At 70.6% G+C, this 25,336-nt stretch carries 24 protein-coding genes; 21 read left to right on the forward strand and 3 right to left on the reverse strand.

Annotation, left to right across the window (positions count from 1 at the left end; translation table 11 throughout):
* The first annotated feature begins 4 nt into the window (after nucleotides 1–4).
* From BUB97_RS12980 to BUB97_RS13030, 11 genes are all read left to right on the forward strand, one after another.
* Nucleotides 5–946 carry an ABC transporter permease gene (locus BUB97_RS12980; protein WP_073135373.1) on the forward strand — a complete coding sequence of 314 codons (942 nt, stop codon included), beginning with the start codon at nucleotides 5–7 and terminating at the stop codon, nucleotides 944–946.
* A complete protein-coding gene (locus BUB97_RS12985) occupies nucleotides 943–1,869 on the forward strand; it encodes an ABC transporter permease (protein ID WP_073135375.1) in 927 nt (308 codons plus the stop codon). Before BUB97_RS12980 ends, BUB97_RS12985 begins: the two co-directional genes overlap by 4 nt.
* 2 nt (nucleotides 1,870–1,871) lie before the next feature.
* The gene (locus tag BUB97_RS12990) at nucleotides 1,872–2,870 is read left to right on the forward strand and encodes an ABC transporter ATP-binding protein (RefSeq protein WP_073135376.1); all 999 of its coding nucleotides are present in this window, start codon (nucleotides 1,872–1,874) and stop codon (nucleotides 2,868–2,870) included.
* On the forward strand, nucleotides 2,867–3,904 hold the full coding sequence (locus BUB97_RS12995; RefSeq protein ID WP_073135378.1) for an ABC transporter ATP-binding protein: 1,038 nt from the start codon (nucleotides 2,867–2,869) through the stop codon (nucleotides 3,902–3,904). Before BUB97_RS12990 ends, BUB97_RS12995 begins: the two co-directional genes overlap by 4 nt.
* Before the next feature lie 69 nt (nucleotides 3,905–3,973).
* Nucleotides 3,974–4,477: a (2Fe-2S)-binding protein gene (locus tag BUB97_RS13000; RefSeq protein ID WP_073135380.1), complete on the forward strand. Its 504-nt coding sequence runs from the start codon at nucleotides 3,974–3,976 to the stop codon at nucleotides 4,475–4,477.
* 18 nt (nucleotides 4,478–4,495) lie between these two features.
* Complete coding sequence (locus BUB97_RS13005) at nucleotides 4,496–5,287, forward strand: FAD binding domain-containing protein (RefSeq protein ID WP_073135381.1); 792 nt, start codon at nucleotides 4,496–4,498, stop codon at nucleotides 5,285–5,287.
* Nucleotides 5,277–6,560 carry an NAD(P)/FAD-dependent oxidoreductase gene (locus tag BUB97_RS13010; RefSeq protein WP_073135383.1) on the forward strand — a complete coding sequence of 428 codons (1,284 nt, stop codon included), beginning with the start codon at nucleotides 5,277–5,279 and terminating at the stop codon, nucleotides 6,558–6,560. The genes BUB97_RS13005 and BUB97_RS13010 overlap by 11 nt, the downstream gene beginning before the upstream one ends.
* Before the next feature lie 82 nt (nucleotides 6,561–6,642).
* Nucleotides 6,643–7,428, forward strand: coding sequence for a cold-shock protein (locus tag BUB97_RS13015; RefSeq protein ID WP_073135385.1), 786 nt, complete (start codon nucleotides 6,643–6,645; stop codon nucleotides 7,426–7,428).
* A gap of 180 nt (nucleotides 7,429–7,608) precedes the next feature.
* Nucleotides 7,609–8,445, forward strand: coding sequence for a flagellin (locus BUB97_RS13020; RefSeq protein WP_073135386.1), 837 nt, complete (start codon nucleotides 7,609–7,611; stop codon nucleotides 8,443–8,445).
* Nucleotides 8,446–8,540: 95 nt separating this feature from the next.
* Nucleotides 8,541–9,737: an acetyl-CoA acetyltransferase gene (locus BUB97_RS13025; RefSeq protein WP_073135388.1), complete on the forward strand. Its 1,197-nt coding sequence runs from the start codon at nucleotides 8,541–8,543 to the stop codon at nucleotides 9,735–9,737.
* Between the two features lie 62 nt (nucleotides 9,738–9,799).
* Nucleotides 9,800–10,870: an acetoin utilization protein AcuC gene (locus tag BUB97_RS13030; protein ID WP_456306336.1), complete on the forward strand. Its 1,071-nt coding sequence runs from the start codon at nucleotides 9,800–9,802 to the stop codon at nucleotides 10,868–10,870.
* On the opposite strand, the gene BUB97_RS13035 is transcribed toward BUB97_RS13030, so the two are convergent.
* Entirely contained in the window at nucleotides 10,848–11,993 is a 1,146-nt protein-coding gene (locus BUB97_RS13035) for a bifunctional 2-C-methyl-D-erythritol 4-phosphate cytidylyltransferase/2-C-methyl-D-erythritol 2,4-cyclodiphosphate synthase (protein ID WP_073135391.1), read from the reverse strand. The genes BUB97_RS13030 and BUB97_RS13035 overlap by 23 nt on opposite strands.
* Before the next feature lie 125 nt (nucleotides 11,994–12,118).
* Here BUB97_RS13035 and dusB point away from each other — a divergent pair, with 125 nt between their 5' ends.
* From dusB to BUB97_RS13085, 10 genes are all read left to right on the forward strand, one after another.
* Complete coding sequence (gene dusB, locus BUB97_RS13040) at nucleotides 12,119–13,243, forward strand: tRNA dihydrouridine synthase DusB (protein ID WP_086062175.1); 1,125 nt, start codon at nucleotides 12,119–12,121, stop codon at nucleotides 13,241–13,243.
* 12 nt (nucleotides 13,244–13,255) lie between these two features.
* A complete protein-coding gene (locus BUB97_RS13045; protein ID WP_073135394.1) occupies nucleotides 13,256–14,395 on the forward strand; it encodes a two-component system sensor histidine kinase NtrB in 1,140 nt (379 codons plus the stop codon).
* 44 nt (nucleotides 14,396–14,439) lie between these two features.
* On the forward strand, nucleotides 14,440–15,885 hold the full coding sequence (ntrC, locus tag BUB97_RS13050; RefSeq protein ID WP_073135396.1) for a nitrogen regulation protein NR(I): 1,446 nt from the start codon (nucleotides 14,440–14,442) through the stop codon (nucleotides 15,883–15,885).
* A gap of 10 nt (nucleotides 15,886–15,895) precedes the next feature.
* Complete coding sequence (locus BUB97_RS13055; RefSeq protein ID WP_073135397.1) at nucleotides 15,896–18,154, forward strand: sensor histidine kinase NtrY-like; 2,259 nt, start codon at nucleotides 15,896–15,898, stop codon at nucleotides 18,152–18,154.
* The gene (gene ntrX, locus BUB97_RS13060; protein WP_073135399.1) at nucleotides 18,144–19,541 is read left to right on the forward strand and encodes a nitrogen assimilation response regulator NtrX; all 1,398 of its coding nucleotides are present in this window, start codon (nucleotides 18,144–18,146) and stop codon (nucleotides 19,539–19,541) included. Before BUB97_RS13055 ends, ntrX begins: the two co-directional genes overlap by 11 nt.
* A 29-nt stretch (nucleotides 19,542–19,570) precedes the next feature.
* Entirely contained in the window at nucleotides 19,571–20,443 is an 873-nt protein-coding gene (locus BUB97_RS13065) for a D-amino-acid transaminase (RefSeq protein ID WP_073135400.1), read from the forward strand.
* Complete coding sequence (locus BUB97_RS13070) at nucleotides 20,440–21,102, forward strand: HAD family hydrolase (protein ID WP_073135402.1); 663 nt, start codon at nucleotides 20,440–20,442, stop codon at nucleotides 21,100–21,102. Before BUB97_RS13065 ends, BUB97_RS13070 begins: the two co-directional genes overlap by 4 nt.
* Before the next feature lie 132 nt (nucleotides 21,103–21,234).
* Nucleotides 21,235–21,567 (forward strand): RNA chaperone Hfq, encoded by a 333-nt coding sequence (gene hfq / locus BUB97_RS13075; protein ID WP_073135404.1) that lies wholly within the window; start codon nucleotides 21,235–21,237, stop codon nucleotides 21,565–21,567.
* Between the two features lies 1 nt (nucleotide 21,568).
* A complete protein-coding gene (hflX, locus tag BUB97_RS13080) occupies nucleotides 21,569–22,861 on the forward strand; it encodes a GTPase HflX (protein WP_073135406.1) in 1,293 nt (430 codons plus the stop codon).
* Nucleotides 22,858–23,694, forward strand: coding sequence for an inositol monophosphatase family protein (locus BUB97_RS13085; RefSeq protein WP_073135409.1), 837 nt, complete (start codon nucleotides 22,858–22,860; stop codon nucleotides 23,692–23,694). Before hflX ends, BUB97_RS13085 begins: the two co-directional genes overlap by 4 nt.
* Here BUB97_RS13085 and mazG read toward each other — a convergent pair.
* Both mazG and BUB97_RS13095 read right to left on the reverse strand, forming a co-directional pair.
* Nucleotides 23,691–24,488, reverse strand: coding sequence for a nucleoside triphosphate pyrophosphohydrolase (mazG, locus tag BUB97_RS13090; protein ID WP_073135411.1), 798 nt, complete (start codon nucleotides 24,486–24,488; stop codon nucleotides 23,691–23,693). The two genes, BUB97_RS13085 and mazG, sit on opposite strands and share 4 nt — an antisense overlap.
* Before the next feature lie 54 nt (nucleotides 24,489–24,542).
* Complete coding sequence (locus BUB97_RS13095; RefSeq protein WP_073135412.1) at nucleotides 24,543–25,328, reverse strand: MBL fold metallo-hydrolase; 786 nt, start codon at nucleotides 25,326–25,328, stop codon at nucleotides 24,543–24,545.
* Between the last annotated feature and the right edge of the window lie 8 nt (nucleotides 25,329–25,336).

Consider the following 25,336-nt stretch of genomic DNA (forward strand, 5'->3'; position numbering starts at 1 on the left):
CAGGATGTTCGCCTACGCCATCCGCCGAATCGTCGCCACCATCCCCGTCATGGCGGTGGTGGCCCTCTTCGTCTTCAGCCTTCTCTACATCTCTCCGGGCGATCCGGCGGCGGTGATCGCGGGCGACCAGGCCACGCCCCAGGATGTCGAGCGCATCCGGGCGAGCCTGGGCCTCGACAGGCCCTATCTCGTCCGCTTCGGCGAATGGGTGTGGAACATCGTCCGGGGCGATCTCGGGACCTCGATCTTCACCAACCTGCCGGTCAGCACCATGATTGCGCAGCGGATCGAGCCGACGCTCTCGCTCATGGTCATCACGCTCTTCCTCGCCATCGGCATCGCCGTGCCGATGGGCGTGGTCGCGGCCTGGAAGCAGGGCACCTGGATCGACCGGGCCGTGATGGGCTTCGCCGTTCTCGGCTTCTCCGTGCCGGTCTTCGTCGTCGGCTACCTGCTGGCCTATGTCTTTGCGCTGGAGCTCGATTGGCTCCCGGTGCAGGGCTACACGCCCTTCTCGCGCGGGATGTGGCCCTGGTTCCAGAACCTGATCCTGCCGGCCGTCGCGCTGGGCGGCGTCTATATCGCCCTCATCGCCCGCATCACCCGCGCCACCATGCTGGAGGTGCTGCAGCAGGATTACATCCGCACCGCGCGGGCCAAGGGCGTGGGGCAGTCGGGCATCCTCTTCCTGCACGCGCTCAAGAACGCGGCGGTGCCCATCGTCACGGTCGTCGGCATCGGCGTCGCGCTCCTGATCGGCGGCGCGGTCGTCACCGAGAGCGTCTTCGCCATTCCCGGCCTCGGCCGGCTGACGGTGGATGCCATCCTCCGCCGCGACTACCCGGTGATCCAGGGCGTGATCCTTCTCTTCTCCTTCGTCTACGTCCTGGTGAACCTGCTGATCGATCTCCTCTACACCCTGTTCGATCCGAGGATCCGGTATTGAGCACCACCACCCTCCAGCCGGGCCGCCTCGGGCCCGGCGATGTCGCCGCCGCGGCGCCGCTGCCGGACATCATGCCGCCCGTGAAGGCCCGGAAGGGCTTCATTGGCTTTCTTCGCCGCAACCCGACCATCGCGATCGGCGGCGGGCTGATGCTGCTGATCATCGCAATCGCGATCTTCGCGCCGCTGCTCTGGACGACCGACCCCACCGCGCTCGCCCCCGCCCGGCGCACGCGGGAACCCTCGGCCATGTACTGGTTCGGCACGGACATGCTGGGCCGGGACGTCTACTCCCGCGTGCTCTACGGCGCGCGCGTGTCCCTGACCGTCGGCTTCTCGGTCGCCTTCTTCTCCTCGCTCATCGGGCTGACCATCGGCCTCACCTCGGGCTTCATCCGTTGGGCCGATGCCATCGTCATGCGGATCATGGACGGGCTGATGTCCATCCCCTCCATCCTGCTGGCCATCGCCCTCATGGCGCTGACCCGCGGCAGCGTGGGCAACGTGATCCTGGCCATCACCATCGCCGAGGTGCCGCGCGTCTCGCGCCTCGTGCGCGGCGTCGTGCTCTCGCTCCGTGAGCAGCCCTATGTGGATGCGGCGGTCGCCTCGGGCACCACCACGCCTCGCATCATCTTCCGCCACATCCTGCCCAACACGCTCGCGCCACTCACGGTGCAGGCGACCTATATCTGCGCCAGCGCGATGATCGCGGAGAGCATCCTCTCCTTCATCGGCGCCGGCACGCCGCCCATCATCCCCTCCTGGGGGAACATCATGGCGGAGGGGAGGGCGCTCTGGCAGGTGAAGCCCTATATCGTCTTCTTCCCCGCCATCTTCCTGTCGCTCACCGTGCTCGCCGTGAACCTCCTCGGCGACGGCCTGCGCGACGCGCTCGATCCCCGCATGGCGAAGAGGGTCTGACCATGGCTGAAACCCCTCTTCTCGACGTCCGCAACCTGCAGACCCACTTCCGGACGCCGGATGGCATCAACCGCGCGGTGGATGGGCTCTCCTTCCATGTGAACGCGGGCGAGACCGTGGCCATCGTGGGGGAATCCGGCTGCGGCAAGTCGGTCACCTCCATGTCCATCCTGCGCCTCATCCCGGAGCCTCCGGGCAAGATCGCGGGCGAGATCGTCTTCAACGGGCGCGACCTGCTGAAGCTCTCGGACAAGGAGATGCGGGCCATTCGCGGCAACGACGTCTCCATGATCTTCCAGGAGCCGATGACCTCGCTGAACCCCGTCCTCACGGTCGGGCGGCAGATCGGCGAGACGCTCCGCCTGCACCAGGGGCTGAACGCGCAGCAGGCCGAGGCGAAGGCGGTGGAGATGCTGAAGCTCGTCGGCATCCCGGCGCCGGAGCGGCGGGTGAAGGAATACCCGCACCAGCTCTCCGGCGGCATGCGCCAGCGCGTGATGATCGCGATGGCGCTGGCCTGCAATCCGAAGCTGCTGATCGCGGACGAGCCGACCACCGCGCTGGACGTGACCATCCAGGCCCAGATACTGGACCTGATGCGCGACCTGAAGCACCGGGTCGGGGCGGCCATCGTGCTCATCACCCATGACCTCGGCGTGGTGGCCGAGGTCGCGGAGCGGGTGATCGTCATGTATGCCGGCCGCAAGGTTGAGGAGGCCCCGGTGAAGGAGCTCTTCAACGACCCCAAGCACCCCTATACCCAGGGGCTCCTTGGCGCCGTGCCGAAGCTCGGCTCCTCGCTCGATGGCTCGACCGAGCGGCTGGCCGAGATTCCGGGCCTGGTGCCCAGCCTCAAGCAGCGGATCGACGGCTGCGTCTTCGCCGGGCGCTGCCCCAAGGTGACTGATCTCTGCCGCGCCGTGGCCCCTGCGCTGGAGCCCAAGGCGCCGAACCACGTCGCCGCCTGCCATTATGCCGAGAAGGAGCTGCTGGCGGCATGAGTGCCACGCTCACCCCTCCCAAGCCGATCCTTCAGGTCGACGACCTGAAGAAGCACTTCCCCCTGCGCGGCGGCCTGCTCGGCGGCGTCACGGGTCATGTCTATGCCGTGGACGGAATCTCCTTCGAGATCGCGAAGGGCGAGACCCTGTCGCTGGTGGGCGAATCGGGCTGCGGCAAGTCCACGGTCGGGAAGGCCGTGCTGCGCCTGTTCGACATCACCGCCGGCCAGGTGGTGCTGGATGGGACGCGGATCGACACCCTGCCGCAATCCACTCTGCGCCCCATGCGGCGCCGCGTGCAGGTGGTCTTCCAGGACCCGTTCAGCAGCCTGAACCCGCGCATGCGGGTGAAGGACATCCTGGCGGAGCCGATCCGCAATTTCGGCCTCGCCAAGAACAATGCCGACCTGGACCGCCGACTCGCGGAGCTGATGGACACCGTGCGCCTGCCGCGCGATGCCATCACCCGCTGGCCGCATGAATTCTCCGGCGGCCAGCGCCAGCGCATCGGCATCGCCCGCGCGCTCGCGGCCGAGCCGGACCTCATCATCTGCGACGAGGCCGTCTCGGCCCTCGACGTCTCGGTGAAGGCGCAGATCGTCAACCTGCTGCAGGACCTGCAGAAGGAGCTCGGACTCGCCCTGCTCTTCATCAGCCACGACCTGGCGATCGTCGAGCACATGACCCACCGGGTAGCCGTGATGTATCTCGGCAAGATCGTGGAGGTGGCGCCGCGCCGCAGCCTCTTCGCCGCGCCGAAGCACCCCTATACCCAGGCGCTGCTCTCGGCCGTGCCGGTGCCGCAGCCCGGGGCCGCGCGCCAGCGCATCATCCTCAAGGGCGACGTGCCGAGCCCGATCAACCCGCCCAGCGGCTGCCGCTTCCACACGCGCTGCCCCTATGTCTTCGACCGCTGCCGGGTGGACGAACCGCTGCTGAAGCCGACCAGCCCGGCGCATACGGCGGCCTGCCACCTGCACGACCTCCCGCCGGAACAGAACCCGCTTTCGGCGGATGCGTCGCCCCTCATCTGAGGGGCGTCGCTTGACGCGTCGGGGGCGCCGCGCGAGGTTCCGTGCCGTGGATTGCGCGGGGAGGTGACCATGCCGAGTGTGAGCCTGACGGTGAACGGCCAGCCCCACAGCGTGGAGGTGGAGGGCCGCACCCTTCTGGTGGAGCTGCTGCGCGAGAAGCTCCGCCTCACCGGTACCCATGTGGGCTGCGACACGAGCCAGTGCGGCGCCTGCGTCGTGCATGTGGATGGCGAAAGCGTGAAGTCCTGCACCATTCTGGCCGTGCAGGCGGATGGCAGCGCCGTGACGACCATCGAGGGGCTTGCCGCGCCGGACGGCACGCTGCACCCGATGCAGGAGGCCTTCCGCGAATACCACGCCCTGCAATGCGGCTTCTGCACGCCGGGCATGGTCATGTCGGCCATCGACCTGGTGAAGAAGCACCCGGACGGCATGTCCGAGCATGAAATCCGGGAAGGGCTCGAGGGCAATCTCTGCCGCTGCACGGGCTACCACAACATCGTCAAGGCGATCGCCGCGGCGCAGGAGGTCATCCATGGCCGCCGCGAGACGCTGGCGCCCGCCGAAGCGTGATCCGGAGGCCTGATCCCGATGTATGATTTCGCCTTCCACAAGCCGAGCAGCCTCTCCGAGGCCGTCGCCCTCCTGGCCGATCCCGATGCCCGCCCCATCTCGGGCGGCCAAACGATCCTCCCCGCGCTGAAGCACCGGCTGGACCGCCCCTCGGCCCTGGTGGACCTCTCCGGAATCGCCGAGCTCCGCGGCATCCGGCGGGAGGGGGACCGGATCGTGATCGGTGCGATGTCCCGCCATGCCGAGATCAGCCGGGATCCGACGGTCGCGGCCGCCATTCCGGCGCTGGCCCGCATGGCCGGCAACCTGGGCGACACCCAGGTCCGCAATCGCGGCACCATGGGTGGATCGCTCGCGAACAACGACCCAGCGGCCGACTACCCCGCCGCCGCACTGGGCCTGGGAGCCACCTTCGTCACCAGCCGGCGCCGCATCGGGGCGGATGACTACTTCCAGGGCATGTTCGCCACGGCGCTGGAGCCCGGCGAGCTGCTGACCGCCATCGAGTTCCCGGTGCCGGAGAAGGCCGGCTACGCCAAGATGCGGAACCCCGCCTCCCGCTATGTCATGACCGGCGTCTTCGTCGCGCGCGGGCCCATGGGCGTGCGGGTGGCGGTGAACGGGGCTGGGCCCGGCGTGTTCCGCCAGGCGGAGATGGAAGCCGCGCTGGCCGCCAACTGGTCTGCGGACGCCGTGGCCGGCATCCGCCAGTCTCCGGACACGCTGAACGGGGACATCCATGGCAGCGCGGAATACCGCGCCCATCTCGTCACGGTGATGGCCAAGCGCGCCGTCCTGGATGCGGGCTGAGCCCACGCCCGGCGGCGCGCATCTCGTCGTCATCGGCGCCGGCATCATCGGCGCCGCCACCGCCCTGGCGGCGCTGGACCGGGGCCTTCGCGTCACCATCCTCGATCCCGGCCCGCCGGGCGGGGAGCAGGCCGCCTCCTACGGCAATGGCTGCTGGCTTTCGGTGATGTCGGTCATTCCACCGGCCGTTCCCGGCCTGTGGAAGCAGGTTCCGGCTTTCCTGCGCGACCCCCTGGGCCCGCTGGCCATCCGCTGGTCCTACCTGCCGCGGGCTCTCCCCTGGCTCTGGGCCTATCTCCGCTCCGGCTGGACCGAGGCGCGGGTGCTGGCCACCGCCCGGGCCCTTCACAACCTGCTGGCCGATGCTCCGGCCCTGCACCGGGCCCTGGCCGAGCGGGCCGGCGTCGGCGAGCTGATCCGGCGCGACGGGCTGATGTATGTCTATCCCTCCCGCGCCGAGTTCGAGCGCGAGGCGATGGGCTTCCGTATCCGGCGGGCGGTCGGCCTGCGCTGGAAGGAGATCGGGCCGGAGGAAATGCGCCAGCTCCAGCCTGAGCTCGACCCGCGCTACGGCTTCGGCGCGCTGTTCGAGGAAGCCGGGCACTGCACGGACCCCGGCGCCTATGTGGCGGCCTTGGTGGACCGGGCCGTCGCCGAGGGTGCGACGCTCCGCCGCGCCAAAGCCACCGGCTTCCGGCTGGAGGGCGGTCGGCTGAAGGCGGTGCGGACCGGGGAGGGAGAGATCCTGGCCGATCGCGCGGTGATCGCGGCGGGCGCCCATTCCAAACCCCTGTCCGCCGCCGCCGGCTCGCGCGTGCCGCTCGAGACGGAGCGCGGCTACCATGCCGTGATCCTCGGGGCGCAGACCGGGCCGCGCATCCCGATCATGCCGTCGGACGGGAAGATGGGCATCACCGCCACCCGCGCGGGGCTTCGCGCCTCGGGGCAGGTGGAGATCGCCGGGCTGGCGGCGGCGCCCAACTGGAAGCGGGCGGAAATCCTGCGGGACCACCTGCTCCGGGCCTTTCCGAAGCTGCCGCGAGACCTGCCGCCGGAGAAGCTGGCCTTCTGGATGGGCCACCGCCCCTCCATGCCGGACGGGCTCCCCTGCCTCGGCCATGCCGCCGCGACGCCCGATATCGTGCTGGCTTTCGGCCACGGCCATGTGGGGCTGGTGGCCGGCCCGCGCAGCGGGGAAGCCGCCGCGGCGCTGGCCGCCGGCGGCGAGCCCGGGATTGACCTCAGGCCCTATGATCCCCGCCGATTCGGCTAGCATTCCTTGCTTGGCCGTGCCAGCATGAGGATACCGGTCCTGCATCCCGTCGGGCCGATCTGTTTGCGGATAATGAGATACAGTGTTCCCCGAGAATGAATCGCAGGGTGGCACCGGGCCCGTAGAGGCCGAGGTGAAGTGGTACAACGGCCGTAAGGGTTTCGGCTTCGTGCTCGGGCCCGACGGTCAGGATGTGTTCTTCCACGCTTCGGCAATGGCCGAGGCCGGCATCCAGTCGGCCGATACGGGTGACAAGCTCGTCTGCGAGATCGGCACCGACCGCCAGGGGCGTCGCCTGGTCACCCGCATCGTTGAGCTGAAGCCCGGCCCCGGCGGCGGCGCTGGTGGCGGCGGTGGCTTCGGGGACCGCCCGCCGCGCCGTGACTTCGGCGGTGGTGGTGGTGGCTTCGGCGACCGTCCGCCGCGCCGTGACTTCGGCGGGGGTGGTGGTGGCTTCGGCGACCGTCCGCCGCGCCGTGACTTCGGCGGCGGTGGTGGTGGCTTCGGCGACCCGCCGCCGCGCCGTGACGGCGGCGCCGGTGGTGGTGGCTTCGGTGGCCCGCCGGGCGGTGGCTTCGGCGCCCCGCGCCGCGAGTTCGGTGGTGGCGGTGGCGACCGTCCGCCGCGCCGCGACTTCGGCCGTGACGAGGGTGGCCCGACCTATGCCGTGAACGGCACGGTGAAGTGGTTCGACCAGGTTCGTGGCTTCGGCTTCGTGACCCCGGATGATGGCGGCCAGGACGTGTTCCTGCACTCCTCCGTCCTGCAGCGCGCCGGCGTGACCGACGTGCAGCAGGGCCAGAAGGTGGCGCTGGACGTGCGCGACGGCCAGCGCGGCCGCCAGGCCGTGCAGTACAAGGGCGGCTGATCGCCGCATCCCTTGCTGATTGATGAGGGGCCCCGGCCATGTGCCGGGGCCTTTCTGATTCCTGGGGACCCGTGCTTCAGGAAAAATACGTGGCCCGGCTGCCGTTAGCGATTGGTTCATCCTTCTCGCTCAGTGTCTTCCCGAGGGCGGGCGACCCGCCGACGCGAAGGGAAGACCCCGATGGCGACAAATTCGGTCAATACGAACATCGGCGCGCAGGTCGCGCTGCAGTCGTTGAACCGCACCAATGAGGCTTTGGCGGTGACGCAAAAGCGCGTCTCCACCGGCTATCGCGTGTCGGACGCCAAGGATGACGGAGCGGCCTTCGCGGTGGCCCAGGCCGTCCGCGCCGATATCGCCGGCCTGACCTCGGCCAATGAGCAGATGGGCAGCGTCCAGGGCATTCTGGACACGACCCTCGCCGGCCTGAACAAGGTCTCGGACACTATGACGGACATCCGCGGCGTGCTGGTGAAGCTCGCCGACGGCACGCTGTCCTCGTCTCAGCGCACGCAGTACCAGGCGCAGTACGACTCCCTGCGTACGCAGGTGCAGAATTACATCGCGGACGCCACCTATAACGGGCGCACGCTGCTCACCACCGCGAGCGCCTCAGGCGGCGGCGACATCGCCACCACCCGCAACGAGCAGGCAACACTCTATACCCTGACCGCCGTCGAGGGGGCGAGCTCCCTCGTCGTGGCGGCAGCGCCGACCGATGCCGCCGCCGCCGCTTCGGCCCTGGCCTCCAGCGGCGACTTCGTGACGAAGATGAGCGCGGTGAACACCGCGCTGAACACCTTCGGCTCGAACTCCACCTATCTGGAAGCCCAGATGAGCTACAACAAGGAAAAGCTGGACGCGCTCGAGACGGGCCTCGGCTCGTTAATCGACGCGGACCTGGCCAAGGAAAGCGCGAAGCTCCAGGCGCTGCAGATCCGCCAGCAGCTCGGCACCCAGGCGCTCGGCATCGCCAACCAGTCCCCGCAGGGCCTGCTCAGCCTCTTCCGCGGCTAGCCCGGCCGCCGCCCCGCTTCCCCCGGCCACGCCGCGCCGGTGGAATGGGGCGGGCGGGGCGCCTATTCTTTCCCGCGACAAGGGAGGGATAAGCGATGGCCGGGACGGAAACCAAGGGCGCCTCAAAGGGGGCCTGCATCATCGGCTGGGCCCACACGCCCTTCGGCAAGCTCGAGGACGCGGATGCCGAGGCGCTGATCGGCCGTGTCGCCCGGGCGGCCATCGAGGACGCCGGCATCGATCCCGCTGAGGTCGACGCCATCTATGTCGGCCATTTCAACGGTGGCTTCCAGAAGCAGGACTTCCCGTCCTCCCTGGTGCTCCAATCCGTGCCCGAGCTGCGCTTCAAGCCCGCCACCCGGCTGGAGAATGCCTGCGCCACCGGCTCTGCCGCCCTTCACGGCGCCATGGACTTCATGGCCGCGGGCCGGGGCCGCTTCACCCTCGTCATCGGGGTCGAGAAGATGACCGCCATCCCCGGCGCCCAGGTGGGCGACGTCCTGCTCGGCTGCGCCTACCGGCGGGAGGAAGGGGATATTCCCGCGGGCTTCGCCGGCGTCTTTGCCCGCATCGCCCAGGCCTATTTCCAGCGTCATGGGGATCAGTCCGACGCCCTGGCGGCGATCGCGGCCAAGAACCACCGCAACGGGGTGGAGAACCCCTATGCCCAGATGCGCAAGGACCTGGGCTACGAGTTCTGCCGCACCGAGAGCGAGCGGAACCCCATCGTCGCCGGCCCGCTGAAGCGCACGGATTGCAGCCTTGTCTCCGACGGCGCGGCTGCCATGGTCCTGACCGATGCCGAGACGGCGAGCACCATGGGCAAGGCCATCCAGTTCCGCGCGGCGGTTCAGGTCAATGACCTCATGCCCATCTCCGCCCGCGACATCACCCGCTTCGAAGGCGCGCGCGAGGCCTGGCGGCGCGCCTATGACACCGCCGGAATCGGCCTCTCCGACCTCTCCTTCGCCGAGGTGCATGACTGCTTCACCATCGCGGAGCTGATCGACTACGAGGCAATGGGCCTGGCGCCGGAGGGGCAGGGGGCCCGGGCCGTGCTGGACGGCACGGTCGCCAAGGGCGGGCGCCTGCCCGTGAACCCCTCGGGCGGGCTGAAATCCAAGGGCCACCCGATCGGGGCCACCGGCGTCTCGATGCATGTGCTCGCCGCCATGCAACTGGCCGGGGAGGCGGGCGGAATGCAGGTGCCGGGCGCCACGCTCGGCGGCGTCTTCAACATGGGGGGCGCGGCCGTGGCCAATTACGTCTCGATCATGGAGCGCCTGCGCTGAGGCCTCCGCTCCTCATCGGGTCCGAGGTTTATCGCGGCTCCACCTACGGGGCGAAGCACCCGCTGGCCATCCCGCGGGTGCCCGCCACGCTGGACCTCGTCCGCGCGCTGGGCTGGCTCGATCCCCGGCGCTACCTCGACAGCCCGCCCGCCACGCCCGCGCAGCTCACCCGCTATCACACGCCAGACTACGTGGCCGCGCTCGAACGCGCCGAGGCCGAGCAGAGCGTCCCGCCGGAGGTGCGGGAGCGGCATCACATCGGCGCGCATGGCAACCCGGTCTATCGCGAGGTCTTCCGCCGCCCCGCCACCAGCGCGGGCGGGGCCATCCTCGCCGCGCGGCTCACCCGCCAGGGCGGCATCGTGCATGTGCCCGGCGCCGGAACCCATCATGCCTTCCCCGACCGGGCGGCAGGCTTCTGCTACATCAACGATCCCGTCCTCGGCCTGCTCGAATGGCTCGATCTCGGCCTGGCCAACATCCTCTATCTCGACATCGACGCGCATCACGGCGACGGCGTGGAATTCGCCTTCCGCGACGACCCGCGCGTCTTCACCCTCTCGGTGCACGAGGCCGGGCGCTGGCCCTTCACCGGCCGGCTGGAGGACCGCGCGGGCGGCCATGCCCGCAACATTCCCGTGCCGCAGGGCTTCAACGACACGGAGATGGACCATGTGCTGCACGCGGCCATCCTCCCCATCCTCCGCCATCTCCGCCCGGAGGGGGTGATGATCCAGTGCGGCGCCGACGCGCTGGAGGAGGACCCGCTGGCGCGGCTCTCCCTGTCCAACAACGCGCATCAGGCGGTCGTCCGCGCGGTCATGGAGGAAGCGCCGCGGCTGATCGTGACCGGGGGAGGGGGCTACAACCCCTGGACCGTGGCCCGCTGCTGGACCGCCATCTGGGGCACGCTGGACCACCGCCCCATGCCGGAGCGCCTGCCGCCGGCCGCCGAGGCGGTGCTGCGCGGCCTGGAATGGTATCGCGCGGCGGGCCGCAACCCGCCGCCGCACTGGTTCACCACCCTCGTCGACGCGCCCCGCCCCGGCCCGCTCCGGCCGGAGGTGATCGAGGCCTGCGCCGCGGTGCTGGAGGGGCTGCCCGCGCCCGTCAGGCCGGCACGAGCAGGCTGACCGCCGCCTGGGCGGCAATCCCCTCCTCCCGCCCTGGGAAGCCCAGCCGCTCCGTCGTGGTCGCCTTCACCGAAACCCGGTCCTCCGGCACGCCCAGCAGCTCGGCGACGCGCGCGATCATCGCGGGGGCGTGGGGGGTGATCTTCGGGCGCTCGCAGATGAGGGTGACATCGGCATTGGCGAGCACGCCGCCGCGTGCCGCGATCCGCCCGGCCGCGTGGCGCAGGAAATCCGCGCTGTCCGCGTCCTTCCACTGCATCTGGCTGGGCGGGAAGTGGCGCCCGATATCGCCTTCCGCCAGGGCGCCGTAGATGGCGTCGCACAGGGCGTGCAGTCCGACATCGGCGTCGGAATGTCCGTCCAGCCCCAGCGAATGCGGCACCTCCACCCCGCAGAGGAAGAGCTTCCGCCCCTCCACCAGCCGGTGCACGTCGAAGCCGGTGCCCACGCGGGGGATGAAGCGCGGCAGCAGCCCGGCCTCCACGCGCTCGAGGTCGCCGGGATAGGTGATCTTCACATTGCTCTCCGATCCGGGGACGAGGCGCACGGCATGGCCCGCCGCCTCCAGTAGGGCCGCATCATCGGTCGCGCCTTCCGCGGCGGTGCGATGCAGGGCCAGAAGCAGGGGGAAGCGGAAGCCCTGCGGCGTCTGGGCGCGGTGCAGACCTTCCCGCGGCACCGTGCGGCGGATGCGGCCCTCCTCGCCCAGCTTCAGCGTATCGGCCACGGGCTGCGCCGGAATCGCCCCCTCGGCCCTTTCCAGCGCCGCGACGACCGCCGCGACCGTGCCGGCGGGCACCACCGGGCGCGCGGCATCATGCACCAGCACCAGGGCCGGCTCGCGCGGGGCCAGCGCCTCGAGCCCCGCGCGGACGCTCGCCTGGCGCGTGGCGCCGCCCGCCACGGCGGGAAGCACGGGCAAGCCGGCCAGGATCGAATCCACGCGCGCCCGCTCGCCCTCGGCACAGACGGGCTGGATGGCGTCCACGAGCCCGTCCCGCAGCAGCGCCTCGGCCGCGTGGCGCAGCACCGGGCGGCCTAGCAGGGGCAGGAACTGCTTCGCCTCCGTGCCGCCCAGCCGCTCGCCGCGCCCCGCCGCCATCAACAGTGCCGCCACCCGCATTCCGTCATTCCCGCTCATCGCGGCCGGAACCTAGCTTCCCGGCCCGGTGCCGCCCAGGGGCGGCTTCGCGGCCTTCATGCGATGGCGCTTGACCGCCCACCTGCCCAGTTGATAGGCAGATGCCCATGCCCACAACATCACGCATTGGAGAGGCTGCCCAACCCGAGGGCAGGCCGCAGCTGCGGCCCATCGTGCTCGGCGATGTCCGGATCGAACGACCGGTGATTCTCGCCCCGATGTCGGGAGTCACGGACCTTCCCTTCCGCCGCATCTCCCGCGCGCGCGGCACGCCCATGGTGGTGAGCGAGATGATCGCGAGCCAGGCCATGGTGCGCGAAAACCGGCAGACCCTGAAGATGGCCGAGGTCGATGGCTTCGGCGGGCCCGCCAGCGTTCAGCTCGCGGGCTGCGAGCCGGAGGTGATGGTCGAGGCGGCGAAGCTCGCCGTCGATCGCGGCGCCGCGCTGGTGGACATCAACTTCGGCTGCCCGGTGAAGAAGGTGGCCATCGGCCAGCAGGCCGGCAGCGCCCTCATGCGTGACGAGATCAAGGCCGCCCGGATTCTGGAGGCCACGGTGAAAGCCGTGAAGGTGCCCGTGACGCTGAAGATGCGCATGGGCTGGGACCATCAGAGCCTCAACGCACCGAATCTCGCCCGCATCGCCGAGGCCTGTGGCATCCGCATGGTCACCGTCCATGGCCGCACCCGGCAGATGCTCTACACCGGCACCGCCGACTGGGCCTTCGTCGCGAAGGTGAAGGCGGCGGTCGGCATCCCCGTGATCGTGAACGGCGACATCCTCGGCCCCCTGGACGCCGAGGAGGCCCTGCGCCAGTCCGGCGCGGATGGCGTGATGATCGGACGCGGCGCCTATGGCCGGCCCTGGCTGGCGGGGCTGGTGGCGGAATACCTCGCGACCGGCACCATGCCCGAGCTGCCCTCGCTGGCGGAGCAGCACGCCATGCTGCTGGAGCACTATGCGGACATGCTGTCGCATCACGGCAGCAATCCCGGCCTTCGCCTCGCCCGCAAGCACATCGCCTGGTACTCGCGCGGCCTGCCCGGCAGCGCCGAGTTCCGCGTGCGGATCAATGCCGCGGACACGGTGGAGGAGGCGCTGGCCGCCATCGAATCCTTCTACCGCCCGCTGCTCGATGCCGGGGTGGAGGGCGTGCGCGACATGTTCCGCGAGGCCGGCCGGGAGGCGGGCAGCGCGGGGGATGCCGGCGAAGAAGCCCTGGCCGCCTGAGGGAGGGACCCCATGCCCGACAGCATCGACTCCCTCCGCAGCGCCGGCCTGCCGGGCAGCGCGCATCTCCTCTCCGCGCTGCCGGTGCCCGTGGTGCTGCTGGACGCCGAGGAACGCTTCCGCTTCGCCAATCCGGCCGCCGAGCTCTTCCTCGGAATCTCCGCCGCCAGCCTGGCGCAGATGCATCTGACCGACCTCCTGCCGGAGGATTCGCGCCTCGCCGCCCTGGTCCGGCAGGTGCGTGCGGCCGATGCGCCCATCTCCGATCACGACCTGACGCTGCACTCCCCCCGCATCCACCGGGATGGCGTGGCGGCCCATGGCGCGCCGATGCCGGAAATGCCCGGGGCGGTGGTGCTGACGCTCCAGGATGGCTCCACGGCGCAGAAGCTGGACCGCCAGATGAACTTCCGGGGGGCCGCCCGGGGCGCCAGCGCCATGGCGGCCATGCTGGCCCATGAGGTGAAGAACCCGCTCTCCGGCATCCGCGGCGCGGCCCAGCTGCTGGAGCAGGCCGCCAATGAGGCGGACCGGGAGCTGTGCATCCTCATCCAGGACGAGGCGGACCGCATCCGCGACCTGGTCGAGCGGATGGACATGTTCTCCGAGCGCCCGCTGGAGCGCGAGGCGGTCAACATCCATGAGGTGCTGGACCATGTGCGCCGCATCGCCGCCACCGGCTTCGCGGCGCATCTCCGCATCCTGGAGGAATACGACCCCTCCCTGCCGCCGGTCTGGGGCAACCGCGACCAGCTCGTGCAGATCCTGCTGAACCTGGTGAAGAACGCCGCCGAGGCGGTGGACCCGCGGGAGGGCGAGATCGCCCTCACCACCGCCTACCGCCACGGCGTGCGCCTCGCCATCCCGGGCTCGCGCGAGAGGGTGCACCTGCCCCTGGAGGTGACGGTGCGCGACAACGGCCCCGGCATTGCCGAGGACGTCCGCGCCAGCCTGTTCGAGCCCTTCATCACCACCAAGCGGGGCGGGCAGGGGCTCGGTCTGGCCATGGTGGCGAAGCTGGTGGCCGACCACGGCGCGCTGATCGAATGCGACAGCCGGCCGGGCCGCACCGTGTTCCGGCTTTCCCTTGCCAAGGCGCCCGCCGGCGCCGCGCCGGCCCAGCCGCGCGCCCGCCAGCGCCTGACCGCCTGATTCCCCGCCCCCGGCCTCCAGAAGAAGCCCTCCGAAGAAGACGAATGACCGAACGCACCATCCTCATCGCGGATGACGACCGCGCCATTCGCACCGTCCTGGCCCAGGCGCTGGGACGCGCGGGGTACAATGTGCGCGCCACCTCCTCGGCGGCGACGCTCTGGCGCTGGGTGGAGGACGGGGAGGGCGACCTCGTCATCACCGATGTGGTGATGCCGGACGAGAACGGGCTGGACCTCGTCCCCCGCATCCGGCGCGTGCGGCCGGAGCTGCGTGTGGTGGTGATGAGCGCCCAATCCACCTTCGCGACCGCCCTGAAGGCCGCCCAGCGCGGCGCCTTCGACTACCTGCCCAAGCCCTTCGACCTGAAGGACCTGATCTCCCTCGTCCAGCGGGCCCTTGCCGCCCCGGCCGCCGCGCCGGAGGAGGATGGGGAAGGGCCGGAGGAGGAGCGTCTGCCGCTCGTCGGCCGCTCGGCCGCCATGCAGGAGATCTACCGCACCGTCGCCCGCCTCACGACGACCGACCTGACCGTGATGATCACGGGCGAGTCGGGCACGGGCAAGGAGCTGGTAGCCCGCGCCCTGCACGACTATTCCCGCCGCCGGACCGGCAGCTTCGTGGCCGTGAACATGGCCGCCATCCCGCGCGACCTGATCGAGGCGGAGCTGTTCGGCCATGAGCGCGGGGCCTTCACCGGCGCCATGGCCCGCGGCGTCGGCCGCTTCGAGCAGGCGGCCGGCGGCACCCTCTTCCTCGACGAGATCGGCGACATGCCGCCCGAGGCCCAGACCCGCCTGCTGCGCGTGCTGCAGGAGGGCGAGTTCACCACCGTCGGCGGCCGCACGCCCATCAAGGCGAATGTCCGCATCGTCGCCGCCACCCATCGGGACCTGCGCCAGGCCATCCGCGCCGGCGTCTTCCGCGAAGACCTGTTCTACCGCCTGAACGTGGTGCCCATCCGCCTGCCGCCCCTGCGCGAGCGGGCGGAGGACATCCCCCTCCTGGCCCGCCACTTCCTGGACCGCGCCAAGGCCGCCGGCCTGCCCGCCAAGTCGCTGGACAACGGCGCCGTGGAGCGGCTGAAGGCGCATCCCTGGCCCGGCAATGCGCGCGAGCTGGAGAACCTCATGCGCCGCCTCGCCGCCCTCTACCCCCAGGAGGTGATCGGCGAGGATGCGGTGGCGGCCGAGCTGGCCGAGGCCGAGGCCGTGCCCGGCATCCCCTCCGCCCCGACCGCGCCGGAGACCCTGGAGCAGGCCGTGGAGCGGCACCTCGCCACCTTCATGAGTGCGCAGCGGGACGGGCTTCCCGTGCGCGACCTGTATGAGCGCGTCCTCGCCGAGGTGGAGCGCCCGCTCCTTCGCCTCGCCCTGGCCAATACCCGCGGGAACCAGATCAAGGCCGCGGCCATGCTCGGCCTGAACCGCAACACGCTGCGCAAGAAGATCCGGGAGCTGGAGCTGCCGGTCGTGCGGGGGCTGTCGTGACGGGCCGGCCATGAACGGCGTCGCCCACGGACCTGGCGGGACGCGGAAGAGCCTGGTCCGGCGCTTGGCGGACCTGCTGCTCGGCCGGGCCATGACGCTGGGGCTGGCGCTCGGCGCACTGCTGGTGGGCATTGCCTCCTTCGCCGTCCTGGCCGGCGGCAGCCCCTTCGGCCCCACCAGCCCGGCCCAGACGGCCGGCCTCGTCTTCGTCAACGCCGCCTTCGTCCTTTTGCTGGCCGCGAGCCTCGCGGGGCGCCTCGTGCGCGTCTGGGCGGAACGCCGCCGCGGCAGCGCGGGCTCGCGCCTGCATGTCCGGCTGGTCATGCTGCTGGGCGGGGTGGCCGTCGTCCCCGCCCTGCTGGTCGCGGTCTTCGCCACGGTGTTCTTCCAGCTCGGCATCCAGGCCTGGTTCGGGGACAAGGTGCGGGACACGCTGGAGGCGAGCCTCGTCGCCTCCCGCGCGTATCTGGACGAGAACCGCAACACCATCCGCGCCGATGCCCTGGCCATGGCGGCGGACCTGAACCGCGCCGCCCCGCTGCTGCCCGACAACACCATCGGCTTCAGCCGGGTCCTGGCCACCCACACCGCGCTCCGCGGCCTGACCGAGGCGACAGTCTTCGAGCCGGTGCTCGGCCGCGTCACCGCCAATGCCGGCCTCGGCACCGCTGTCGTCATGGACCCTCCGCCGGCCTGGGCCATGGAGGTGGCGCGCCAGGGGGACGTGGCGGTGCTGGCCGAGGAAGGGGAGGAGGGGCGCGTGCGCGGCCTCGTCGCCCTGGATATCGAGCCCGGGCTGATGCTGATGATCGGCCGCCCGCTCGACCCCTCCATCATCGAGCACATGCAGCGCACCGAGCTGGCCTTCCAGGAATACGACCAGCTCGACCGCAACCGCTCCGGCCTGCAGATCACCTTCGTGATGATCTTCGCCATCGCCACCCTGCTGGTGCTGCTGGCGGCGGTGCTGATCGGCCTGGTCATGGCTAACCAGATCGCCCGCCCTATCTCGCGGCTGATCAACGCGGCCGAGCGGGTGAGGGGGGGCGACCTGTCCGTGCGGGTCGATGAGGGCCGCGCCGATGACGAGGTCGGCAGCCTGTCCCGCGCCTTCAACCGCATGACCAACCAGCTCGCCGCCCAGCGCAGCGAGCTGCTGGAGGCCTACCGCCAGCTCGACGACCGCCGCCGCTTCACCGAAAGCGTGCTGGCCGGCGTCTCGGCCGGGGTGATCGGGCTGGACGCGGAAGGGCGGATCAACCTGCCTAACCGTCCAGCCAGCGAGCTGCTGGGCCAGGACCTGGAATCCGCGGTGGGCCGGCCCCTGGCCGAGGTGGTGCCGGAGTTCCGCGCCTTCCTTGCCGCGGCCGCCGCCACGCCGGAAAAGCCGCGGACCGAGGAGATACCCGTCCCCGGCCCCTCCGGCCGCCGCACCCTGCTGGCGCGGATCGGGGCGGAATTCGATACCGGCGGCCTGACCGGCTACGTGCTGACCTTCGACGACATCACCGCGCTTCTCTCCGCCCAGCGGATGGCCGCCTGGGCCGATGTGGCGCGCCGGATCGCCCATGAGATCAAGAACCCGCTGACCCCCATCCAGCTCTCGGCCGAGCGGCTCAAGCGCCGCTACCTCAAGCAGATCAGCGACGACCCCGACACCTTCCGCGCCTGCACCGATACGATCGTGCGGCAGGTGGGCGATATCGGGCGCATGGTGGACGAGTTCTCGGCCTTCGCCCGCATGCCCCAGCCGGTGATCCGCCCGGAGAACCCGGCCCAGCTCGTGCGGGAGGCGCTGGTGCTGCAACGGGACGCGCATCCGGCCATCACCTATGAGTTCCGCACCCCCGAGGCGCTCCTGCCCATCCGCTGCGACCGGCGGCTCATCAACCAGGCCCTCACCAACCTGCTCCAGAACGCCGCCGACGCCGTCGCCATGCGGCCGGAGGGGGAGGCCGGCGGGCGGGTGCTGGTGGAGGTGTCCACCAGCCCGGGATGGCTGCATATCGCGGTCGAGGACAACGGGATCGGCCTGCCCGGAGACAGCGAGCGCGACCGGCTCACGGAACCGTATGTGACCCATAAGGCCAAGGGCACCGGGCTCGGGCTTGCCATCGTGAAGAAGATCATGGAGGACCATGGGGGCGGGCTGACACTCGCCGACGGGGCGGAGGGCGGCGCGCGCGCGACCCTGAGCCTGCCATTGGACGAAACATCGGAGCAGGACGGATTGCAGGAGAGAGGAGAGATGCTGCGCCATGGCGCATGACATCCTGATCGTCGACGACGAGCCGGACATCCGCGCCCTGATCGACGGCATCCTGGGGGACGAGGGTTACGAGGTGCGCCAGGCCGCGAACAGCGACCAGGCCCTGGCTGCCTTCCGCCAGAAGCGCCCCAACCTCGTGATCCTCGATATCTGGCTGCAGAATTCGCGCCTGGACGGCCTCGGCATCCTGGAGGCGCTGCACCGGGAGGAGCCGCGCGTGCCGGTGGTCATGATCTCGGGCCACGGCACCATCGAGACGGCCGTGCAGGCGATCCAGCAGGGCGCCTATGACTTCATCGAGAAGCCCTTCAAGTCGGACCGGCTCCTCCTGATCGTCGCCCGCGCCCTGGAGGCCGCCCGCCTCAAGCGCGAGAACAGCGAGTTGCGGCTCCGCACGGGCTCCGAGACCGAACTGGTCGGCACCTCCTCCCACATCGCGCAGGTCCGGAACGCGATCGAGAAGGTGGCGCCCACCGGCTCGCGCGTGTTGCTCACCGGCCCGGCCGGCTCCGGCAAGGAGGTGGCGGCGCGCATGATCCATGCCCGCTCCCGCCGGGCCGACGAGCCCTTCGTGGCGCTGAACTGCGCCACCCTGAACCCCGCCCGGTTCGAGGAGGAGCTGTTCGGCGTGGAGGGCGGCCCCGACCCGATCGCCCAGCCCCGCCGGCAGGGCGTGCTGGAGCGCGCCCACGGCGGCACCCTGCTGCTGGACGAAGTGGCGGACATGCCACTGGAAACCCAGGGCAAGATCGTCCGCGCCCTGCAGGAGCAGGGCTTCGAGCGGATCGGCGGCGCGACCCGGGTGAAGGTGGACGTGCGCGTCACGGCCACCACGAACCGGGACCTCTCCGCCGAGATCGCGGCCGGCCGCTTCCGCGAGGACCTGTACTACCGGCTCGCCGTGGTGCCGATCCGCATGCCCTCCCTGCGCGAGCGGCGGGAAGACGTGCCGGCGCTCGCCCGCCACTTCATGGCCAAGTCGGCCGAGAATTCCGGCGTGCCCCCGCGCGAAATCAGCGAGGACGCGATGGCGGCGATGCAGGCCTATGACTGGCCAGGCAATGTCCGCCAGCTCCGCAACCTCGTGGACTGGCTGCTCATCATGGCCCCGGGCGGCCCTGCCGACCCGATCCGGCCGGAAATGCTGCCCCCCGAGGTCGGCTCCGCGGCGCCGGCCATGCTCAAGCTGGACCGCTCCAGCGAGATCATGACCCTGCCCCTCCGCGACGCGCGCGAGCTGTTCGAGCGGCAGTATCTGGAGGCCCAGCTCCTCCGCTTCGGCGGCAATATCAGCCGCACCGCCAATTTCGTCGGCATGGAACGCTCCGCCCTGCACCGGAAGCTGAAGTTCCTGGGTGTGCAGGCCGAGGATAGAGCCAATGCTTGAGGGCTTCCGCCCCGGGGCGAACGCTTGAGATGTCGCGCATTGCCTATGTGAACGGGCGCTACGTCGCGCAGCGCGACGCCTGCGTGAACATCGAGGACCGGGGCTTCCAGTTCGGCGACGGCATCTACGAGGTGGTGAACCTCGTTGATGGCCGCTTCCTGGACGAGGACCTGCACCTCGCCCGGCTGGAGCGCTCCCTGGGCGAGATCCGCCTGCCCATGCCGATGCCTATGGCCTCGCTCAAGCTCGTCATCCGCGAGGTGGCGCGCCGCAACCGCGTGACCGAGGGGTTGGTCTACCTGCAGGTGAACCGCGGGGTGGCCCGGCGGGACCATGCCTTTCCCCGCAAGCCCGTGCCCGTCAGCCTCGCCGTCACCTCCCGCCACGGCGTGCCCTATCCGGCCAGCGTCGAGGGCTGGAACATCGCCTGCATCACCCATCCGGACCTCCGCTGGGCCCGGCGGGACATCAAGAGCGTGAACCTGCTGCCCAACGTCCTGGCTCGCCAAGCGGCGCGGGAGGCCGGGGCAGGGGAGGCGATCCTCTTCGACCCGGCGACCCGCCAGGTCACGGAAGGCGCTGCCACCAGCTTCTGGGGCGTGGACGCGGAGGGCGTGATCCGCATCCCCGCGCTGAGCAACACCATCCTGCCCGGCTGCACCCGCGCGGCCCTTCTGGCCGAGATGGCGGAGCACGGCATCGCCTCCGAGGAGCGTCCGCTCTCCCTCGACGAGTTGCCCACCCTGCGGGAGGCCTTCATCACCTCCGCGGGCTCCTTCGTGAAGCCGGTGCTCTCCATCGACGGAAAGCCCGTCGCGGACGGTAAGCCCGGCCCTGTGACCCGCCGCCTGTTCGACATCTTCTTCCGCCATGTGAAGGGCGCCCCGCGCAACGCGGCGTGAGGCGCCCGCTTGCCATTGTCTGGGACTGGGACAACACCCTGGTCGATGGCTGGCCGGCCATCCGGGCCGGGCTGAACGCCGCCTTCCGCGATGCCGGCCTGCCCGAATGGAGCCTGGAGGAGGTGCGCGAGCGCGTCCGCCATTCCCTGCGGGACAGCTTCCCCATCCTCTTCGGGGATCGCTGGGAGCATGCGCGGGACATCTTCTACGCCGGCGTGCGCGCGACCCATCTGGAGGTCCTGCGCCCGATGCCGGACGCCGGCGCGCTGATCCGGGCGGCGGCGCGGGTGGCTCCCATGGCCGTCCTCTCCAACAAATCTGGCCCGCTGCTGCGGGCCGAGGCGGCGCATCTGGGCTGGGCACCCTTCTTCCGGGCGCTGGTCGGGGCAGGGGACAGCGTGGCCGACAAGCCTGATCCCCGTCCGATGCGCCTGGCCTGCGCGGCCTGCGGCGTGCCGGCTGGGGCCAATGTCTGGTATGTCGGGGACAATTCGCTCGACATGGACGCCGCCCGCCGGGCCGGCTGCGTGCCGGTGCTGCTGGGCGATGCGGCCCATGACGGCGGGCCGGCCGCCTCCCGTCCCACCCTGCATTTCCTGACCGCGGCGCAGATGACGGATGCGCTATCCGCCCTGGACAAGGCGGCTGCCGCTGGGTGAGTTTGTCGCCCCCGTGGGCGAGGGTGCGCGCCCCGGAACGGGGGGCGTCATCCGGGCGCCCCGCGAAGAACAACCGCCCCCGATCCGCCACGGCAAAGCCCGGGTGGAGAGCAAGAAGAAGGACATCAGCCAATGGCTGCCGACAAGTCCCAGAACGTGCAGGACGTGTTCCTGAATCATGTTCGCAAGAGCAAAACTCCCGTCACCGTCTTTCTGGTGAACGGCGTCAAGCTGCAGGGCATCATCACCTGGTTCGACAATTTCTCGGTCCTACTACGCCGTGACGGACACACCCAGCTCGTCTACAAGCATGCGATCAGCACCGTGATGCCGGGCGCACCGATCATGCTGTTCGATGCCGCCTCTGCCGGCGCGCAGCAGCCCACCCAGGCTGGCGCTCCCGTCCGGGAGACCACCATGACCCTCTCACCGCGCGAGCCAAGCCCTGTCGGACACCAAGACTGAGATCGGGGCCGGGGGCCCCACCCCCGCCGCGGTGATCCTGCCCTGGGAGAGACCCCAGGGCATTCCCGACGGACGAGGCGCCGCCCGCGCCGCCGAGGCACGGCTGGCGGAGGCGGTCGGGTTGGCGGCCTCCATCGGTGTCGCCGTCGTCCACACCGCCATCCACCCGCTGCGCACCCGCCGCCCCAGCACCCTCATGGGGGAGGGCCAGGTGGAAGCCGCCCGTGCCGCCATGGCCGAGCACGGCGTGCAGGTGGCCGTGGTGGATGCCGCGCTGACGCCCGTGCAGCAGCGCAACCTGGAGCGCGCCTGGGGCTGCAAGGTCATCGACCGGACCGGCCTGATCCTCGAGATCTTCGGCGAGCGCGCCCGCACGCGCGAGGGCTCCCTGCAGGTGGAGCTGGCGCATCTCTCCTACCAGCGCACCCGCCTCGTCCGGTCCTGGACCCATCTCGAGCGGCAGCGGGGCGGCTTCGGCTTCCTCGGCGGCCCCGGTGAGTCGCAGATCGAGATCGACCGTCGCCTGATCGACGAGCGGATCGTGAAGCTGAAGAAGGAGCTGGAACAGGTCCGGCGGACCCGCGGCCTGCATCGCAAGGCGCGGAGCAAGGTGCCGTACCCCGTCGTGGCCCTGGTCGGCTACACCAATGCCGGCAAGTCCACCCTCTTCAACGCCCTGACCGGCGCGGGCGTCTATGCCCAGGACCAGCTCTTCGCGACGCTGGATCCCACCATGCGCGCCATCCGCTTGCCGTCCGGCCGCACGGTCATCCTCTCGGACACGGTGGGCTTCATCTCGGAGCTGCCCACGCAGCTCGTCGAGGCCTTCCGCGCCACGCTGGAGGAGGTGGCCGCGGCCGACATCATCCTGCATGTGCGCGACGTCGCGCATCCGGACAGCGCGGCGCAGCGCGCCGATGTGCTGGGCGTGCTGGCCGAGATGGCCGAGGGCCCGGACGCGGCCCTGGACGAGGGCTGGGAGCAGCGTGTGGTCGAGGTGCTCAACAAGACCGACCTGCTGGAGGCGCCGCCGCCGGCGACCCCCGGCACCATCCCCGTCTCCGCCCTGAACGGGGAGGGGCTGGATGCGCTGCGCCAGCTGCTGGACGAGCGGCTGGCGGCCGGGCTGGTCACCGAGACCTTCATCCTCTCTCTCGAGGATGGCGCAGCCTTGGCCTGGCTCTACGAGCATGGCGAGGTGCTGGAACGCGCCGATACCGAACAGGCCATCCGCCTCGCCGTCCGGCTCTCCTCGGCCGACCTGGCCCGCTTCGCGCAGCGCGGCGCCGCGTGACCCGCTTCGACGCCGCGGCCCTCGCGGAGGTGGATTCCATCCTTCGCGCCGCCTCCGCCGCCGAAATCCTGCCGCGCTTCCGCCGGCTGGCGGCGACCGATATCCGCACCAAGTCCGGGCCGCTGGACATGGTGACCGATGCCGACGAAGGCGCGGAGCGACTCATCGCCGCCGCCCTGGCGGAACGCTTCCCCGGCTGCCTCGTGGTGGGGGAGGAGGGCTATGCGGCCGATCCGACTCTCGCCGATCGGCTCGGCACCGCGCCGCTGGCCTTCGTGGTGGACCCCGTGGACGGCACCGCGAACTTCGCCGCGGGCATGGCGATCTTCGGCTGCATGGCCGCCGCCTTCGTCCGCGGCGAGGTGGTGGCCGCCTGGATCCATGACCCCGTGGGGCAGGACAGCCTCATCTCGGCGGAGGGGCAGGGCGCCTGGATCGCCGGAGCCGACGGAGCGCGGGGCATCCCGCTCCGCGTCGCCGGCCCGGTGCCGGTCAACCGGATGGTCGGCTGTGTCTCCTACGGCTATCTGGTGGAGCCCCTGAAGAGCCATGTCGCGGCGCGGTTGCCGCGCCTGGCCAAGACTTGGCAGCTCGGCTGCGCGGCCCATGAATACCGGCTGCTGGCCGGCGGCCACACGCATCTCTCGCTCTACAATCGCCTGATGCCCTGGGACCATGCGCCGGGCTGGCTGATCCATCGCGAGGCCGGCGGCTACAGCGCCCATTTCGACGGAAGCTCGTACCGGGCCTCCACGGACCGGGCCGGCGGCCTGATCTGCGCCCCGGACCGCGCGAGCTGGGAAGCGGCCCGCGAGGCCCTGCTGGGCGACTAGGGCCGCTCGGTCCGCTTCACGGCCTGCCAGAGCGCCTCCATCTCCTCCAGCGAGGCATCGGAGGGGCCGCGGCCCTGGGCGGCCAGCGCGTCCTCCACGGCGCCGAAGCGCCGCTCGAACTTGGAATTCGCCCCGCGCAGGCAGGCTTCCGGGTCCAGGTCCAGCTTGCGCGCGAGGTTCGCGAGCACGAAGAGCATGTCGCCCAGCTCATCCGCGAGCCGGGCCGGATCGCCCCCCGGAAGCTCGGCCCGGAGTTCCGCCGTTTCCTCGTCCAGCTTCTCCAGCACGGAGCCTGCGTCCGGCCAGTCGAAGCCCACCCGCCCGGCGCGCCGGGTCAGCTTGGCGGCGCGGGTGAGGGCAGGGAGGTTCACCGCCACGCCGGACAGGGTGCCGGTCTCCGCCCGGGCTGCCCGCTCGGCCGCCTTCTGGGTCTCCCAAGCTTCTGTCTGGGCTGCCGCATCTCGCGCAGCATCCTCACCGAACACATGAGGGTGCCGCCGTATCATCTTGTCATTTACAGATTTCGCGACATCCCCAAAGGCGAAGTCGCCAGCCTCCTCAGCCATGCGCGCGTGGTAGACGACCTGCAGCAGCAGATCGCCCAACTCATCCTTCAAGGCAGGGCGGTCGCGCCGGCCGATGGCTTCGGCCACCTCGTAGCCTTCCTCGATCGTGTAGGGCGCGATCGAGGTGAAGTCCTGAACCTGGTCCCAGGGGCAGCCATCCGGCGCCCGCAGCCGGGCCATGATGTCGAGCAGGCGGGACAGCTCGGAGAGGGCCTCGGTATCGCTCACTTCCGTCCACCCTCAAGTCGCGTAATGTAGATTATGTAAAAATAGGAGCGCATGTCAGGCGGTCTCCAGCACCATGCCGTCGAAGGCTGGCTCCATCCCCATCGGCAGCGCGCCCCGCATCCAGGCCCAGTCCAGGTCCGGCCCCATATGAGTCAGCACGGTGCGCGCCGGACGCAGCCGGCCGGCCCAGTCGATCACCTTCTCCACATGGGCATGCACCGGATGCGGCTTCCGCTGGAAGCAACCCACCACCCAGTCCCGCACGCCCTCCAGTGCCTCGAACCCGGCTTCCGGCATCTCCACCACATCGGTCGAATAGCCGAAGCCGCCAATCCGGATCCCCAGCGTCTCCACCACCCGATGGTCCTGGGAGAACAGCCGCACCTCGAAGCCGGCGATCGTCACGGTCCCGCCCGGCTGTACCTCATGCGCCTCCAGCGCCGGCCGGAAGAAGCCCGGCGTGGCTGGCCGAAAGGCATAGTCGAAGCGCCGCTCCACATCCTCCAGGGTCGGAGCCGTGGCATAGAGCGGCAGCGCCCGCCCCATGATCCGGTTCATGATCCGGAGTTCGTCCAGCCCCATCACATGGTCCGCATGGGCATGGGTCAGCAGCACGGCATCGATCCGGCCAATGCCATGGGCCAGAAGCTGGGCCCGCAGATCCGGCCCGGCATCGACCAGAAGTGTCGTCCCGTCAGGTGCCTGGACCACGATGCTGGACCGGCTTCTCCGGTTGCGTGGCTCGGACGGGTCGCAGGCACCCCAGGCACCATGGTGATCCGCCCCACCAAGCAAGGGAACGCCGCCCGACCCCCCGCAACCAAGAACAGTGATCTTCAACAAGGACA

Origin of the sequence: Muricoccus roseus (genome assembly GCF_900141905.1) — a bacterium.
In the GTDB taxonomy this organism is placed as follows: Bacteria; Pseudomonadota; Alphaproteobacteria; order Acetobacterales; family Acetobacteraceae; genus Roseomonas; species Roseomonas rosea.